Source organism: Gemelliphila sp. 1F1 (assembly GCF_056897515.1).
This window is the reverse complement of record NZ_JBXHBE010000002.1, coordinates 1-17,548: the sequence shown is the minus strand read 5'-3', so window position 1 is coordinate 17,548 and position 17,548 is coordinate 1. Positions and strand designations below refer to the sequence as shown.

Annotated in this window: 12 protein-coding genes and 1 CRISPR repeat array; of the genes, 10 read left to right on the top strand and 2 right to left on the bottom strand. The window is 28.8% G+C overall.

Annotated features, from left to right (window positions below):
• Window positions 1–78: 78 nt before the first annotated feature.
• Window positions 79–1,116 carry a galactitol-1-phosphate 5-dehydrogenase gene (locus AC1XWJ_RS02345; RefSeq protein WP_483334286.1) on the top strand — a complete coding sequence of 346 codons (1,038 nt, stop codon included), beginning with the start codon at window positions 79–81 and terminating at the stop codon, window positions 1,114–1,116.
• Between the two features lie 19 nt (window positions 1,117–1,135).
• Window positions 1,136–2,167 (top strand): zinc-binding dehydrogenase, encoded by a 1,032-nt coding sequence (locus AC1XWJ_RS02340; protein ID WP_483334285.1) that lies wholly within the window; start codon window positions 1,136–1,138, stop codon window positions 2,165–2,167.
• 63 nt (window positions 2,168–2,230) lie between these two features.
• On the opposite strand, the gene ulaG is transcribed toward AC1XWJ_RS02340, so the two are convergent.
• Window positions 2,231–3,322 carry an L-ascorbate 6-phosphate lactonase gene (ulaG, locus tag AC1XWJ_RS02335; RefSeq protein ID WP_483334284.1) on the bottom strand — a complete coding sequence of 364 codons (1,092 nt, stop codon included), beginning with the start codon at window positions 3,320–3,322 and terminating at the stop codon, window positions 2,231–2,233.
• A 373-nt stretch (window positions 3,323–3,695) separates the two neighbouring features.
• Here ulaG and AC1XWJ_RS02330 point away from each other — a divergent pair, with 373 nt between their 5' ends.
• From AC1XWJ_RS02330 to AC1XWJ_RS02300, 7 genes are all read left to right on the top strand, one after another.
• Window positions 3,696–5,165 (top strand): PTS ascorbate transporter subunit IIC, encoded by a 1,470-nt coding sequence (locus AC1XWJ_RS02330; RefSeq protein ID WP_483334283.1) that lies wholly within the window; start codon window positions 3,696–3,698, stop codon window positions 5,163–5,165.
• A gap of 54 nt (window positions 5,166–5,219) precedes the next feature.
• Window positions 5,220–5,498: a PTS sugar transporter subunit IIB gene (locus tag AC1XWJ_RS02325; protein WP_483334282.1), complete on the top strand. Its 279-nt coding sequence runs from the start codon at window positions 5,220–5,222 to the stop codon at window positions 5,496–5,498.
• Between the two features lie 67 nt (window positions 5,499–5,565).
• Window positions 5,566–6,045 carry a PTS sugar transporter subunit IIA gene (locus AC1XWJ_RS02320; protein WP_483334281.1) on the top strand — a complete coding sequence of 160 codons (480 nt, stop codon included), beginning with the start codon at window positions 5,566–5,568 and terminating at the stop codon, window positions 6,043–6,045.
• A 17-nt stretch (window positions 6,046–6,062) separates the two neighbouring features.
• Entirely contained in the window at window positions 6,063–6,701 is a 639-nt protein-coding gene (locus AC1XWJ_RS02315; protein WP_483334280.1) for a 3-keto-L-gulonate-6-phosphate decarboxylase UlaD, read from the top strand.
• A 5-nt stretch (window positions 6,702–6,706) separates the two neighbouring features.
• Complete coding sequence (locus tag AC1XWJ_RS02310; protein ID WP_483334279.1) at window positions 6,707–7,561, top strand: L-ribulose-5-phosphate 3-epimerase; 855 nt, start codon at window positions 6,707–6,709, stop codon at window positions 7,559–7,561.
• On the top strand, window positions 7,561–8,262 hold the full coding sequence (locus tag AC1XWJ_RS02305) for an L-ribulose-5-phosphate 4-epimerase (RefSeq protein ID WP_483334278.1): 702 nt from the start codon (window positions 7,561–7,563) through the stop codon (window positions 8,260–8,262). Before AC1XWJ_RS02310 ends, AC1XWJ_RS02305 begins: the two co-directional genes overlap by 1 nt.
• Before the next feature lie 265 nt (window positions 8,263–8,527).
• Window positions 8,528–10,606, top strand: a complete 2,079-nt coding sequence (locus tag AC1XWJ_RS02300) for a PRD domain-containing protein (protein ID WP_483334277.1) — start codon at window positions 8,528–8,530, stop codon at window positions 10,604–10,606.
• A 66-nt stretch (window positions 10,607–10,672) separates the two neighbouring features.
• Here the strand turns inward: AC1XWJ_RS02300 and AC1XWJ_RS02295 are convergent, their stop codons facing one another.
• Window positions 10,673–13,768, bottom strand: a complete 3,096-nt coding sequence (locus AC1XWJ_RS02295; RefSeq protein ID WP_483334276.1) for a G5 domain-containing protein — start codon at window positions 13,766–13,768, stop codon at window positions 10,673–10,675.
• 267 nt (window positions 13,769–14,035) lie between these two features.
• On the opposite strand from AC1XWJ_RS02295, the gene lysS reads away from it, so the two are divergent.
• Complete coding sequence (gene lysS / locus AC1XWJ_RS02290) at window positions 14,036–15,538, top strand: lysine--tRNA ligase (protein ID WP_483334275.1); 1,503 nt, start codon at window positions 14,036–14,038, stop codon at window positions 15,536–15,538.
• 294 nt (window positions 15,539–15,832) lie between these two features.
• Window positions 15,833–17,270: a CRISPR direct-repeat array (repeat unit 36 nt; unit sequence GTTTTACTTATATAAAAATTCACATATCTCTAAAAC).
• Window positions 17,271–17,548 lie beyond the last annotated feature (278 nt).

Here is a 17,548-nt window from a genome sequence, read left to right as displayed (position 1 = left end):
AATTTTTAAACGGTAATTATGTATTTATAGGTTTTCTATTGAATATTAATAATTACCGTTTTTGTAATGGAGGTAAAGATGAAAGCAGCAGTTTTGTATGAAGGAACAAATATAGAAACTAGAGAAGTTGATGAATTAATTTGTGAAAGTAAAGATGTAAAGATTAAAGTTAAAGCTTGTGGAATTTGTGGATCGGATATTCACAAAATGCAGACAACATGGAAATATGATTATCCTGCAGTTATGGGACATGAATTTGTTGGAGAAATTGTAGAAATAGGTCAAGATGTAGTAACACATAGTATAGGAGATAGAGTAGTTTGCATTCCATTCTTACCTTGTAGAAAGTGTAATTATTGTGAACAAGGTAATTACTCAATGTGCGAAAGTTACAAAATGATAGGAACTCACATATCAGGGGGATTTGCAGAATATAGTGTAGTTCCAGAAAGTAACGTATTAAATATAAAAGATTTAGATTTCGATCGAGCTAGTTTTATAGAACCTTTAGCTGTCGTTATGCACGCTATAATGGGAATAAAAATAGAAGTAGGAGATTCTGTGCTAATTTTTGGTGCTGGAACAATAGGGATGCTATCGCTACAAGTTATAAAGAATATCGGAGCAAGTAAAATTATAGTAGTGGATATTGATGATGATAAATTAGCATTAGCGCAAGAATATGGAGCAACTCATGTAATTAATTCATTGAACGAGAATTTAAAACAAAAAGTTAATGAATATACAGAAAATTTAGGAGTAGATGTATCTCTGGAATGTGCAGGTAGCCCTATAACACAAGAACAGACATTATTAGTTACTAAAAAGAGAGGTAAGATAGCATATACAGGAATAGCGTATAAAGATGTAACGCTTAGAGAAGAAGCATTTGAAAATATTTTTAGGAAAGAATTAACACTTAAAGGATTCTGGAATTCATATTCTGCTCCTTTTCCTGGAAGAGAATGGATAAATGCTATAGATTTTCTAGCTACAGAAAAAGTTAAAGTAGATAATCTTATATCTCATAGATTTAATATTGATGAAGTCGACAGAGCATTTGAAATGATATTAAGTAAAAAAGAAAAATATAATAAAGTATTAATAAAACCTTAATTAATGGAGGAACAGTTTTATGTTAGCAGTTGTAAAAACAAAAGCTGGTTACGATAACTTAGAATTATTAGAAGTTGATGAACCTAAAGTTTATGGAGATAGAGTGAAAATTGAAGTAGGTTACACAGGAATATGTGGATCAGATATTCATACTTTTAAAGGTGAATATAATAGTAGAGGATTGCCTGTAATATTAGGACACGAATTTTCTGGAGTGGTTGTTGAGGTAGGACCTGATGTAAAAAATATAAAAATAGGTGATAGAGTAACTAGTGAAACTACTTTTGAAACTTGCGGGGAATGTATATATTGTGAAAGTAAAGATTATAATTTGTGTTCAAGAAGAAAAGGAATAGGAACACAGGTTGATGGAAGTATGACTAAATATGTAATTTCACGAGAGGAAAGTTGTCATATAATACCCGATAATGTATCATTGAAAGCAGCATCTTTAACTGAACCATTAGCTTGTTGTACACATGCAGCACTAGAAAAAACGACAATTAACAAAGGAGATGTTGTTTTAGTAATAGGTCCTGGACCTATAGGACTTTTATTAGCGCAGGTAGCTAAAGCTAATGGAGCTAAAGTTATTTTAACAGGAATTACTAGAGATTCAGCTAGATTAGAATTAGCAAAAGAGATAGGAATAGACATAACAATAGATACTTTAACAGAAAATTTAGAAGAAATAGTGCTAAAAAAAACAGATGGCTACGGAGTAGACAAAGCATTCGATTGCTCTGGCTCAATAATTGCAGTTAATTCGGCGTTAAGTTTAGTGAAAAAGAAAGGTGATTTTGTTCAAGTAGGCTTATTTGCTGAAAAATGTAATTCACTTGATCAAGAAGCAATAATTCAAAGAGAACTTAACTATATAGGATCAAGATCACAAAAACCATCTTCATGGAAATTAGCATTAGACTTGTTAGAACGTGATAAGATAGCAGTTGATAAAATGATTACAAAAATATTTGATTTAAAAGATGCACGTCAAGCATTTGAAACTGTAATGCAAGGAAAAGAGATAAAAGTTTTAATAAAATCATAAAACAATTATCTCTAAATATAAAAGGTAATTTAATATCCCGCCATAAAGGTGGGATATTTTTAATTATAACATTGATTTGAATTGAATGTTAGGTTCTTGCTCGAAGCAATCATCAAATCCACGTGGATGATGATATTCTATTAAATCTTTATCTTGAGGATAAACATATTTTCCTCCAACTTCCCAAATAAATGGATGGAATTTGTATTGTAATCTATCTTTACGCATACGCCATAAATCAATTATTTCTTGTGTGCTTGCCATAAAGTTAGTCCATATATCGTGATGAACAGGTATTATTACGTTAGTGCGCAAACATTCTGCCATACGTAATAAATCAATAGAAGTCATTTTGTCTGCTATACCTACAGGGTTTTCTCCATAGTTATTTAAGGCTACATCAATATCAAATTCTTTCCCGTGTTTTGCAAATTGAATAGAATAATGTGAGTCTGCTCCGTGATATATATTTCCACCAGGTGTTTTGAATACATAGTTTACAGCTTTTCTACCCATTTCTTCATCAGATGGACAAAGTCCAGCTAATTCTCCTCCTTGTACTTCAGCACCTTCTACTGGTAAAGTAACAAGACAAGTTCTATCGAATGAATCAAGAGCGTGGATTTCTACATCTTTGATAGTAACTACATCACCAGGTTTAACTGTAATTAATCTATCTTCAGGTACTCCCCATTTTTTCCAAAGTTCTGTACAATGCCAAGGTCCAACGAATTTTACATGGTTTAATTTAGGATTGTTAATTATAGCAGCTGCTACATTAATATCAATGTGATCACTATGGTAGTGAGATGCTAGAATAAAATCTACTTCATTGATTGCGAATGGATCTATTACCATAGGTTGTGCTCTTAAATTTGGTTGTAGCTTTCTAACCCCTGCCATATTTGCCATTTGGTGTCCACGAACCATATCTTTTACTTTTTTTGTGTTTTTTCCACGGCTAGCCCAAAGATCCATACATATATTAGCTCCACCAGGTGTTTTAATCCAAACTCCTACACAACCAAGCCACCACATAGCAAAATTTCCTTCTGGGACAACTTCATTTTCTATTTCTTCATTTAGCCAAGTTCCCCATTCTGGAAAAGTGCTTAAAATCCAAGACTCTCTAGTTATTTCATTAACATTAGCCATTTAATTATCCTCCATTTGTTATTTGATTTTAGTATATATGATATTGTAATCAAAAAAAAGTCCAATTACAGAACAGATATTCTGTACAATCTTGTTATATATGAATAATTAAAAATATTTTTGTTATAAAAAATGTATATATTCTAAAGTTTAAATATAAATTTCTTCCATATAATGTTAAATAATTTATTATCAACAATAAAAACATTTAACTATCCATTTATAACAATAACCTGTCTAAGTAAATAATTTTTGAAGTTTGTTAAATTTGTACATTACTATTGTTACGTAATTGGTATTTTTTTTTATTAATGTATAGTATAGAATTAAACTGTAATCGAAAACAACAAAATAAATTTTAGGAGGAACTTCTATGAATGTATTTATGCAAGTGCTAAATTGGTTTGTTACAAACATTTTAACAAAACCAGAATTTTTCATAGGTATTATTGTATTTGTAGGTTATATGCTTCTTAAAAAGCCTGTATATGAAAGTTTTGCAGGATTTATAAAAGCAACAGTAGGATTTATGATTTTAGGTGTAGGATCAAGTGGACTTGTAACTACATTTAGACCTATACTTGCAGCATTAAAAGTAAAGTTTGAAATTGATGCAGCAGTAATAGATCCTTATTTTGGATTAGCGGCAGTAAATGATGCGCTAAAAGGAATTGGACAATCAGCATCTAACGTAATGATTTCATTGTGTATTGGATTTGCGATAAATATTTTAATGATTGCGTTGCGTAAGGTTACACGTACACGTGCTTTATTTATTACAGGACACGTAATGTTACAACAAGCGACAACTACTACGTGGATAATCTTTTCTATATTCCCAGATTTGAGAAATACTACTGGAACGGTGATTATAGGCGTTTTAGTTGGGCTTTATTGGGCAGCGGGTACTAACTTAACAGTAGAACCTACACAACGTTTGACAGGTGGAGCAGGATTTTCAATTGGACACCAACAGATGTTCTCAATTTGGATAGCGGATAAGATAGCGGCTAAAGTAGGTAATCCTAAAAAACGAGTTGCTGATATTAAATTGCCTAAAGCTTTATCAATTTTCCATGATAATGTAGTAGCAACTGGAACTTTAATGATGTTCTTCTTTGGGGCAATATTGTTATTCCTAGGACCAGAACTAATGTCTGATCCAAGATTAGTAGAGTTGACTGGAGATAAAGCAGTAGCAGGAGTTTTATTCGACAAAAAGATTTGGTATGGAACTTATATTTTGTCAACTTCACTAAAATTCTCTGTATACTTGGCTATCTTAATGATGGGTGTGCGTATGTTCGTTACAGAGCTTACTCAAGCGTTCCAAGGTATTTCAAACAAATTACTACCTGGTTCACTTCCAGCGGTAGACTGTGCAGCGGCATTTAACTTTTCTCATCCTAATGCAATATTATTCGGATTTGCGACTGGATTAGTTTCGCAACTTACAATGATTGCATTACTAGTAGTATTCAAATCACCAATTTTAATAATTACAGGATTCGTACCAGTATTCTTTGACAACGCAACTCTTGCAGTTTATGCAGACAAGCGAGGAGGAGTAAGAGCAGCAGTTATAGTAGCAGCTATCTGTGGATCACTTCAAGTTATCGGTGGTGCAATAGCTGTAGGATTATTCCAATTAGCAGGCGGATGGCACGGAAGTATAGACTGGTCAACAGCGTGGCCATTGTTTGGATTTATTATGAAGAACTTAGGCTATGTAGGAATAGCAGTAGTTGCAATAATATTAATTGCAATACCTCAACTACAGTATGCACGTGCTAAAGATAAAGAAGCATATTATAGAGCAGAAGTTGAACCATTAGAAAATTAATAGTGAATTAAATAATATATAAAATACAAATTAAAAATTTAGGAGGAAATAATTATGGTAAAAGTATTAGCAGCATGTGGTAACGGAATGGGATCAAGTATGGTTATAAAAATGAAGATAGAAAATGCACTACGTAAACTAAGTGTTAGTGATTTTCAAGTTGATTTTTGTAGCGTAGGTGAAGCTAAAGGTGTAGCAGGAAGCTATGATATAGTAGTTGCTTCTCAGCATTTAATTCATGAATTAGAAGGGCGTACACAAGGGAAATTAGTAGGACTTGACAATTTAATGGATGATAATGAAATAACAGAAAAATTACAAGCGATACTTTAAAATTTTAATAAGAGGATGATGGGGTTATCCTCATCATCCTTTAATTTTTAAACTGAGGAGAAGAAAGATGAACTTAAAAGAAGCGTTAATAAAAAATAATTCAATAAAACTAGGTTTAGAAGCGGCAACATGGAAAGAAGCAGTAAAATTGTCTATAGAACCGTTAATTGAGAGTGGAGCAGTAGAAGAGAGATATTACGATGCGATACTAAGAGTTACAGAAGAATTTGGACCATATTATCTACTTATGCCAGGAATGGCAATGCCTCATGCGCGTCCAGAAGATGGTGTTAAAGCAGATGCATTTAGTTTAATAACATTAAAAGAGCCAGTAACATTTTCTGATGGGAAGGAAGCTTCAGTACTAATAGCACTTGCAGCTACGTCTTCTGAAATTCATGCTTCAGTAGCTATTCCGCAGATTATAGCATTATTAGAATTAGATAACTCTATCTCTCGTATGGTAGATGCAAAATCTGTACAAGATATATATGATATGATAGATGAAACTAAAAATAGTCCATATTTACAAGGATTCGAAAATTAAAATTAAGGAGAAAAGAGATGGCGATACCAAAATTACAAGTAGCATTAGACAATAATTCAACAGAAAGTGCTTTAGAATCTATTAAAGCGTGTGGTGATGTAGTGGATGTAATCGAAGCAGGAACTATTCTTTGCTTAGCTGATGGAATGAAAGCAGTAAAATGTCTTAGAGCATTGTACCCTAACAAAGAATTAATAGCAGATACTAAATGTGCAGATGCAGGAGGAACGGTAGCCAAAAACTGTAAAGATGCAGGTGCAGATATAATGACAGTTATCTGTTGTGCAACTATTCCAACTATGAAAGCAGCACAAAAAGAGATAGGAACTCTTCAAGTAGAGTTATATGGAGATTGGACTTTTGAGCAAGCAGCACAATGGCTAGAAGCAGGAATTGATCAAGCAATTTATCATCAAAGTAGAGATGCACTGCTAAGTGGAGAAACTTGGGGAGAAAAGGACTTAAATAAAGTAAAAAAATTAATAGATATGGGATTCAAAGTTTCTGTAACTGGAGGTCTGTCTATTGATACTTTAGAACTATTTAGAGGAATAGATGTCTACACATTTATAACAGGAAGAGGAATTACAGCAGCAGAGGATCAACGTCAAGCAGCTCTTGATTTTAAAGCTGAAATCGAAAGAATTTGGGGGTAATTTTTATGGCTAGACCATTAGGAATATATGAAAAAGCAACGCCTAAAAATTTAACTTGGCGAGAACGATTAGTATTTGCTAAAAATCTTGAATTTGATTTTGTAGAGATGAGCATAGATGAGCAAGATTTCCGTCTAGCAAGATTAGATTGGACTAAAGAAGAACGATTAGAAGTAGTACAAGCAATTTTTGAAACAGGAATAAAAATACCTACTATATGCTTTAGTGGACATAGAAGATTTCCTTTAGGTTCTAATGATCCATTAATAGAGCAAAAATCTTTGGAACTTATGCAAAAATGTATAGACTTAGCTAGTGATTTGGGAGTAAGAACTATTCAATTAGCTGGTTATGATGTATACTATGAAGAAAAAAGCGAAGAAACTAGACAAAGATTTTTAACAAACTTAAAGAAATCATTAAAAATGGCTGCAGAGAAACAAATCACATTAGCTATAGAAATTATGGATGATCAATTCATTAATAGTGTTGAAAAATATTTAGCGATTAGTAAGCTTGTAGATTCTCCTTGGTTAATGGTGTATCCTGATTTAGGAAATTTAAGTGCGTGGCATAACGATATTAGATCAGAATTTATTTTAGGAAAAACACATATAAGCGCTATTCATCTAAAAGATACTTATCCTGTAACTGAATCTAGTAAAGGACAATTTAGGGATGTTACGTTTGGAGAAGGTTGTGTAGATTTTGATAATTGTTTCAAAATTTTAAAAGAAATAGATTATAGCGGCCCATTTTTAATTGAGATGTGGTCAGAAAATAGCGATAATCCAGAAAGAGAAATTCAAAAAGCTAAAGATTACTTATTACCAAAACTAAGAGAAGCGGGGTTATTATAATGTTATTAGAAAAATTAAGAGAACGAGTATATAAAACTAATATGCAACTTCAAGAAAAAGGGTTAGTGAAATTTACTTGGGGGAATGTTAGTGGTATAGATAGAGAATTAGGTTTAGTAGTCATTAAACCGTCTGGAGTAAAATATGAAGAGCTTAGTCCAGAAAATATGGTAATAGTTGATTTAGATGGCAATATAGTAGAAGGAGACTTAAATCCATCTAGTGATTTAAAAACACATTTAGAATTGTATAAAGAATTTGAAGAAATTGGAGGAGTTGTACATACTCACTCAGAAGAAGCAGTAGCATGGGCACAAGCAGGTCGTGATATCATATCTTATGGAACAACGCACGCAGATTATTTCTACGGAGATATACCGTGTGCAAGAAGCTTAACAGAATCAGAAGTAAATGGTGAATATGAAAAAGATACAGGAACGGTTATTATAGAAACTTTCAAAAATAAAAAAATTAATCCAAAATATATTCCTGGAATTGTAGTAAGAAATCATGGTCCTTTTACGTGGGGTAAAGATCCAGAAGAAGCAGTTTATCACGCTGTTGTCTTAGAAGAAGTTGCTAAAATGGCCAGAAAAACTGAACAAGTGAATGCAGATGTAAAAAGAGTAGATCAATATTTATTAGAAAAACATTTTTTACGTAAACATGGAGAAAATGCCTACTACGGTCAAAAAAAATAATAAATTTTATAAATATATAATACTTTATTTACTATATTAACAACAAGGTAAAATAAACAATTATTTTTAACGTATATGAAATCGGTACTTTAACAAAGTATTGATTTTATTTATTTTGGCGTAACAGCCAAAAATTTCTTAAATATTAATAAAAATAAAATATTTGTACTCTTGAAAATTTATTAGTATAATTATTAAAGATATTTTGATTTAATCAATATTACTAAAGTAGTACATATTTTTTATTATATAATGGTAGGGTGTTATGATAGTAGATAAAAAAATTTATGATTTAATAGAGTACTTGATTCAAAACAAGAAAGCAGGTACTATAACTAATATAGCAAAAGAATTAGAACAAAATAGAAGAGTTATTTACTATAATTTAGATAAACTGAATGATGAAATTGAGAAAGGTAAAGTATGTAGCAAAATTTTCAATAAACAAAATATTGGAATAGTTATAGATAGTGATCAAGAAAAATTTCTAAAAAAATTATTAAAATCATATGATAATTCTGTATATTTTATGAGTATAGAGGAGAGAAAACTATGTATAGCGATTTTAATTGCTACATATCCACAAAAGATAACTATAGATTTTTTAATTGAAACTTGTTTTGTAAGTAGAAATACTATAGTTAATGATTTGAAAGATATTAAAGAAAATGTTTTAAAATCTAATTTTAATGTAACATTAGAAGTTAATAAAAAGCAAGGTTACTTTTTCTTAGGAAGTGAATTAGAACTTGTTCAATACGTTTACTATTTACTTAATGAATTGTACTGTCATAGAAATGATAAATTAAAAAATTATATAAATAATATTTTAAATGTAGATAATAAGTTGTTTAGTACATCTTTTTATGTCAATTTACTTCTAGCTACTGATAATCATGTGAATATTCTAGGTAAAGAAATAACATCTTCAGAAAATAAAAAGTTTCTATTTGCATTTCCTTATATAATAGCAACAATAAGAAAAATGGAAGATAATATAGCTTTAGGGGTTGACTATATAACATTAGTAGAACAACGTATAGAATATAAATTTATTAGTTGTGTTGCAGATGATTTATATAACTTATCTGGAATAAAGTTAAATGAAAATGAGAAAATTTTATTGACTATTATAGTTTTATGTTTAAAAAAAGATTTGGATAGTCATAATCATAGTGAAGATTACAAAGAATTAATAAAAAATATAAAAACTATGATTAATATATTTGATCAAAATGCAGGTGTTAGTCTAAAAAGTAATGAAAAATTTATAGATAGATTAACAACTCATTTCAAATCATTGTTGTTTAGAAAAAAATTCAACATAGTTACTAATAATACCTTAACAGATAATATTATTCATAATTATAAAGACGTATTTTTAGTTACTAGACTTAGCGTTAAATATATAGAAAGTGTTTATAAAATTAAATTTACAAAATCAGATATAGCTTATTTAAGTTTGCACTTTGGTTCAGAACTTGTAACTAGCCATCAAAAAATTAATAAAATAAAAAAAGTTCTTATTGTAACGGAAGAACAATATTCTATACAACATTTAATTGAAAATCAATGTAAACACTATTTGACTAACTGTAACATTGTAGATGTCGTTAATAAAGAACAGATAAAAAATTACAGTAATATAGATTTTTTAATTAGTACGGAATTTTTGGATATAGAAATTCCTTATGTAGTTATAAGTCCACTAATTACAACAGAAGATATAACAAAAATTGTTAATTTTATGCAAAATATAAAAGAAAATGATTACTATTATGAACTTGATAAGAAGTTAGATAGACTTGCATCAGATTATATTAAAGATAAACATAAGGTTGTAGAGTTTAAAAATAAAATAAAAAAATTATTAAAAAAAGATATGGTGGTTAATGGTAAAAAAAATAATATAAAACTAAAAGATATTTTAATTAAAAATAATATTTTGATAGAAACTAATGTTCATAATTTAAAAGAAGCTATAAATATATTATCAAAATCTTTAGTATTTAGTGGAAAACTAAGTGAAGAATATGTAAATAAACGTTTAAAAATTGATGAAAATTATACTTACAACCAACTTTATTCAGATACGTTGTTAGTATGTTTCAAATCAGAATTTTCATATACAAATCCTAATGTAGCTATGCTATTGTTAAAAGATTCTTTAACAATAGATAACAGAAATTACAAAACTATATTTTTGTTAACAACTTTAGATAACATGGAACATCTGAATATAATTTCGGATATCGATAAATTGGCTAGAGATAAAGTATTCCAACAAAATTTGGAAAGTTTTGTTGATGAACAAAGCATAATAGATTATATTTATAAAGTATAACAAATATGGAAAAATACGAGAGATAATAACAATTTATCTCTCGTATTTTATAAATATTATATTTAATTATTTATGCTTTTTTCTTTTCGTAACAAGAATAGTTAGTAATAACATAAGCCCAGTGAATAATGATAAGTTAGTAGTCATTTCTCCAGTTTTTGATAAAGTTTTTTGATTTTGATAACTATTTACTTCTTTTTTTGTTCCAATTTTTACTACCTTATTGATAGGTTTAGTAGTAATTTCATTAGAAATAATTTCCTCGCTTATAATTTCCCCAGTATTAAGATCTTTTACTATACGTTTTGTTATTTTTCTTTCTCCACTTATTCCACCAACTTCTATTTTTTCTTCTCCTTCTAATAATTCATCAGTTTCAATTTTATCAATTTCGAATGGTATTTCTTCTGTATATGTTACATACTCTGTATGCGTAGTTGTATTAATTGATTTTTTCTTTGTTCCGACTTTCATAACTTTATTAGTAGGTTTAGTAGTAATTTCATTAGAGATAATTTCTTCTCTTAGAATATTTCCGTTAGAGTCTTTTATTATACGTTTATTTATAGTTTTTTTACCAACTACTCCTTCTTGCTCAACTTTTGTTTCGTCCTCGAATAATTTATCAGTTTTTATTATCTCTACGTTGAAAGGTACGTCTTCTGTATAAGTTGTATCTTCAATTTTTATAGATGGATTTTCTGGTGTATTAGTTGATTCTCCTAAGATTTCTCCTTTTTTAAATTGAATTTGTACTAAAAGAGGATCATGGTCTGAAGCTCGTCCATCTTCTTCCATAAATGAAGAATTTACATGAATTGCATCAAATTTAATATCATTAGCGATATTGTTAGATACTAGAATGTTATCTAAACTTTGGTTGTTTCCACGGTAGAAATAAGAATATCTATCACTTTTATCATGATTAGACAGTAAATCTGTTAAAATATCTCCTTTTAATGATTTTATTGTATTAGAAAATTCGAAATCATTAAAATCTCCAGTTAAAATAAATTTAAGATTAGGATTTTGTTTTAAACCTTCTTTAACAAATTTATTAATTTCAAGTGCTTGTTCGATTCTGCTAACTTGAGAATTTTCTACTGCTGGTTGTATTTTTCCGTAAAGAGGATTATCGCCATTTTTTGATTTCAAGTGATTATTGATTACTATTATTCTTTCTCCTTTGAAATCAAATTCAGCAGCTAAAGATTTTCTTACACCTTGAAATGCTTTACTGTTAGGGGATACACGTACAGGGTTTTTAGTAAGTTCTCCATTTACGAATACAGCATCATCTGTACTATTACCCGCCTCTTTATCTACTAATGTTACACGACTAGGATTATATAGATAGGCAACTCTTATATTAGCTCCAGGTTTACCCCCATCCGCGTTGTTTACAGGTTCAACTTCAATATATTTGTAGTCTGGACCACCTAGTGATTTTATTTTACCAGCAAGCCTTTCTCCACTTTTGACACCACTAGTAGTTCCATCATCGATACCACCATTGTCATCTTGAACTTCTATTAAAGATATAATATCTGGCGAATTAATTTCATTAATAAATGAATTAGCAATTTTTTCAACTTTACTATCTGGTGTTTCTTTTGAACTAGAATTTGCAGAAAAGTTTTCTATATTGTATGATGCTATTGTTAATTTATTTTCGTCAAATTTAATATTAGATTTTTCACGCTGTAAGTTACCGTCTATTTTCTTAGGTAATTCTGTGTTTGTTACATCAATTTTATATTCGCTATAATCATAAGTTACATTTCCTATTATATTACCATCAAAATAATCACTAGCTTTAGCTCGGTATTTTCTATTACCAGTCATTATAGCTATAATTTCAGTATTTTGATAACCTTCTTCTAAACTTATTCCACCAGAATTGTTTCTATCTCCTTTATAAGTTGCAGGTAATACATATAGATATCCATATTTTTGTGGGCCTAGGATAGTAGGACGTTCTATCTCTACTCGCATACCTTCTATACTTTCCCAGAAATCTATTGCATCTTCTTGTGGATCAAAAATAGAGAAGTTATCGTTATCGATTATTTTTTTAGGAATATTGTCTCCTAATTTTAATGGAGTTGGAAGTTCACTAGTACCATTTTTTATAATTTCTTTAGCTTCTAATTGAGTTATTGTTAAGTCAGTACTAGTTTTTTCTGCATATCCAGCTCCATATTTTTCTTTAACTGTACCTCTTATAGTAAGTTTGTCTCCAACATTTACTTTCTCTTTACTAGATATATAAATTGCATCAGATGTATTAGGATTGTTGTCTGGTTCTATGTCCTGAACATAAAAACCTTTGTTTCCATCTATCTTTGTAACTACAACATTTTCTATATTCACAATTTTATCAAGTAAAGGTGATGTATGACTTTCTCCTTGAATATTGCCGATTTTATATGTTACTACATTTTCGTTATCTATATTATCTTTTGTTATATTTATTTCAGTAGCTTCTGTAGGTTTAATTTGATATTTACCATTAAATGTAGTTAAAATACCTTTTACTGAGGTAATAGTATCATTAGTAGTAAGTTTTTTAGAATATGAATCAAAATCATTAAAAACTCTGTTATCTGCAAATATTTCAACTTCGTTATTACTAGAATCTTCTGCAGTAATTACTGTATTTTTATATTTTCCTTGTGATTTAAATGACTTAATTTTTAAGTTGTTAAGTTCTACATAACTATCTTGTAAGTTTTGAGAAATACCATCAATAGTAATTTTTACTGGTATTACATTATTGTTGCTACTATTTACTTTAACATTTTTTAAAGATACTAATTGTAAATTTTTATTATATTCAGTAACAGTTGCTGTAAATGAAACATTGTCCCCTTTATTAATTTGGTTATTACTTATTTCATTTTTTCCTGGGTAAACATAAATGCTTTGATTGTCGCTTGTAGTTATATAAAATACTTGACCACCAAAAATACCAGGTTGAGTAGTAACAGTTCCAGTAATATTGACAGTATCACCTTTAGTTAAAGTAGATCTGTTAAAGTTAGAAACTGTGTTTTCTGCTTTTGCTACCAGTACATAATCATTAATACTTTGAGGTATTATGAATGAGGTAGCTAATAATGTAGATGATAGAATTGCTATAAACTTTTTATTTTTATTCATAAAATTAATTTCTCCTCCCAAAGTTTACTACAAAAATTATAACATAAAAAAACTATTCGTTAAATATTTTCTAGTAAAATGTTACGAAATTTATCGTTTTCTTACAATGTAAAGCCTTATCAAGATGTTTAAAGTTCGGAAAAATATTTTTAATATGATGTAATTAATATAAAAAATTAATTTATATCTATTTATACAAACTAAAGTAGAAATATGTTATAATAGTTGTTATATTATTAATGACGTGAAAATTTAAGAGGAGAAAAAATGACAGAAGAAATATTAAATATTGCTGGCGAAGAATTAAATGATCAAATGCTAGTTCGTCGTGAAAAGATGGAGGCAATAAGAGAAAAAGGTTTAGATCCTTTTGGAACAAAATTTGAGAGAACGCATTTAACAAATGAATTAGTAGAATTATTTGATAGATTCTCAAAAGAAGAATTAGAAGAAAAAAATGTAGAAGTAACTATTGCTGGACGTGTAATGACTAAGCGTGGAAAAGGAAAAGCAGGTTTTGCTCATATTCAGGATTTAGGAGGACAAATTCAAATATATGTTCGTCAAGATAGAGTAAGGGATAATTACGAATTTTTTAAATCTGTAGATTTAGGAGATATAGTAGGAATATCAGGCGTTTTATTTAAAACAAATGTTGGAGAATTATCAGTAAAAGCAAATAGCTTTGATATTTTGACAAAGTCTTTACGTCCATTGCCAGACAAATTCCATGGACTAAAAGATGTAGAAGAAAGATATCGTCGTCGCTATGTTGATTTAATAATGAACAAAGAATCAAAAGATACATTTATTATGCGTTCAAAAATTATTCAAACTATGCGTGGTTATTTGAATGATAGAGGATATTTAGAAGTAGAAACTCCTATGATGCATTCAGTAGCAGGAGGAGCAGCTGCTAGACCATTTGTAACTCATCATAATGCGTTGGATATGGAACTTTTTATGCGTATCGCATTGGAATTACCTCTAAAACGTCTTATAGTAGGTGGTTTAGAAAAAGTTTATGAAATAGGGCGTGCATTTAGAAACGAAGGTGTTTCAACAAGACACAATCCGGAATTTACGATGATAGAATTATATGAAGCTTATGCAGACTATAATGATATTATGAACTTGACAGAAAATATGATTGCTTATATTTGCGAAAAAATTCACGGTACTACAAAGATTCCTTATGGGGAAGATATTATAGATTTAACACCTAATTGGAAAAGAATGCATATGGTAGACGCTATAAAAGAAGTGGTAGGTGTAGACTTCTGGAAACAAATGACAGATGAAGAGGCTCACGCCATAGCTAAAGAGCATAATGTAGATGTTAGAAAAGATATGAAAGTCGGTCATATTATTAATGAATTTTTTGAGAATTTTGTTGAAGAAACTTTAGTGCAACCGACATTTATTTATGGACATCCAGTAGAAGTTTCTCCTTTAGCGAAAACTAATACAGAAGATTCGCGATTTACAGACAGATTTGAATTGTTTATTGTGCGTAGAGAACACGCAAATGCATTTAGTGAATTAAATGATCCAATAGATCAAAAAGAAAGATTTTTATCACAAATGGACGAAAAAGATGCAGGAAACGATGAAGTTTATGAAATGGACGAAGATTTTGTAGAAGCATTGGAATACGGAATGCCACCAACAGGCGGTTTAGGAATTGGAATAGATAGACTAGTTATGCTACTAACTAATTCACCATCAATAAGAGATGTATTGTTATTTCCATATATGAAACATAAATAAAATAACTATATTATGTCAAGGTTATTTTATGTCTTGATATTTTTATAAGAAAATAAAGGCAATTAGAATTAAATTTTTCTAGTTGCCTTATATTATTTTCTCTGTAATTTTTTAAGTTTTATGAGTTTATATATTTTAAAAGGTACTGTTATATCTCCAAGATATATAATTTTTTATGTATATTAAAATATCAAAGAAGTATATTTAATATAATTAAGTACATCCTATTATTAATCATTATATTTATAAAACTTTACTATTTGAAAGTAAAAAAACAATCATTTATTAATAATGATTGTTTTTTTTTAAAAATTCACATATCTCTAAAACAATGATATTCATCGTATGCATTAAAATATATAAATCAATTTTAAGTATTTTAATGCAAAAAATTTATTTATATAAAAATTCATATATTCCTAAAACAATAGCGTTAGTAACTCAACCTTTACCACTGTTTTACTTATATAAAAATTCACATATCTCTAAAACAGAAGAATTTGCCAACTACAAGACTGATAGGTTTTACTTATATAAAAATTCACATATCTCTAAAACCGCTCCTGCTTTTAAATCAATAACGTGAATGTTTTACTTATATAAAAATTCACATATCTCTAAAACCATACGATGAATATCATTGTTTTAGAGATAGTTTTACTTATATAAAAATTCACATATCTCTAAAACGAAAATATACAACAAGCGGTACTGGAAAGCGTTTTACTTATATAAAAATTCACATATCTCTAAAACATCAATGTGTCAACTAATATTTATTATAGGTTTTACTTATATAAAAATTCACATATCTCTAAAACCTTTGGCGCTCAAAGCATATCGGGTATTGTTTTACTTATATAAAAATTCACATATCTCTAAAACACGTAGTATATCCACTGTTTTTAAAGGTTGTTTTACTTATATAAAAATTCACATATCTCTAAAACATGTTAACCGGAGGTGGGCAAAACGGAAAGTTTTACTTATATAAAAATTCACATATCTCTAAAACCTACTTGGGATAACAGCTGTGCTAGAAAAGTTTTACTTATATAAAAATTCACATATCTCTAAAACTGACATCTTTCAAATAATTCAACTCGTGAAGTTTTACTTATATAAAAATTCACATATCTCTAAAACATAAAATATTAAAGGAAAATTAAATAATGGTTTTACTTATATAAAAATTCACATATCTCTAAAACAATGTCCAAAATAGTAACATTATCTTTTTGGTTTTACTTATATAAAAATTCACATATCTCTAAAACCAAGATTTAGCTGATAAAGCTGATTTATCGTTTTACTTATATAAAAATTCACATATCTCTAAAACAGTGCGGGTAAACAACGAGATGAGCAGTTGTTTTACTTATATAAAAATTCACATATCTCTAAAACAGCTCTAGTAATATCAAAATTGTTTGATGTTTTACTTATATAAAAATTCACATATCTCTAAAACTTCTCGTAAACCCAAACTTCAGTATCTTTGGTTTTACTTATATAAAAATTCACATATCTCTAAAACATTTCAATTTCTGATTTTTCTTTTGAAACAGTTTTACTTATATAAAAATTCACATATCTCTAAAACAATGAATATATAAGGCAAGCGGGTATATTGTTTTACTTATATAAAAATTCACATATCTCTAAAACGTCGCAAGACGAGTGAATAAACAAGGTAGTTTTACTTATATAAAAATTCACATATCTCTAAAACTCAAATAATTTTAGTTATATGCGAATAAAAAATTCCCACTAGGGAGTTCTTACGAACGATGTACATAAATGTTTATTTTAACTCGATACATGAATTTAACTAAATTATAACAAATGTTTTGTAAAGAATCAATAGTTTAAGAATTAAATTATTATTTTTTATGTAGAGTTACAATAGAAGTGAGACAAAAGGAAGAAAAAAGAAGAGCAAATCCAGTATAATGAAATAACCACAAATCAAAAAAAGGAAATTACTCTTATGAAAACAATTATATCAGA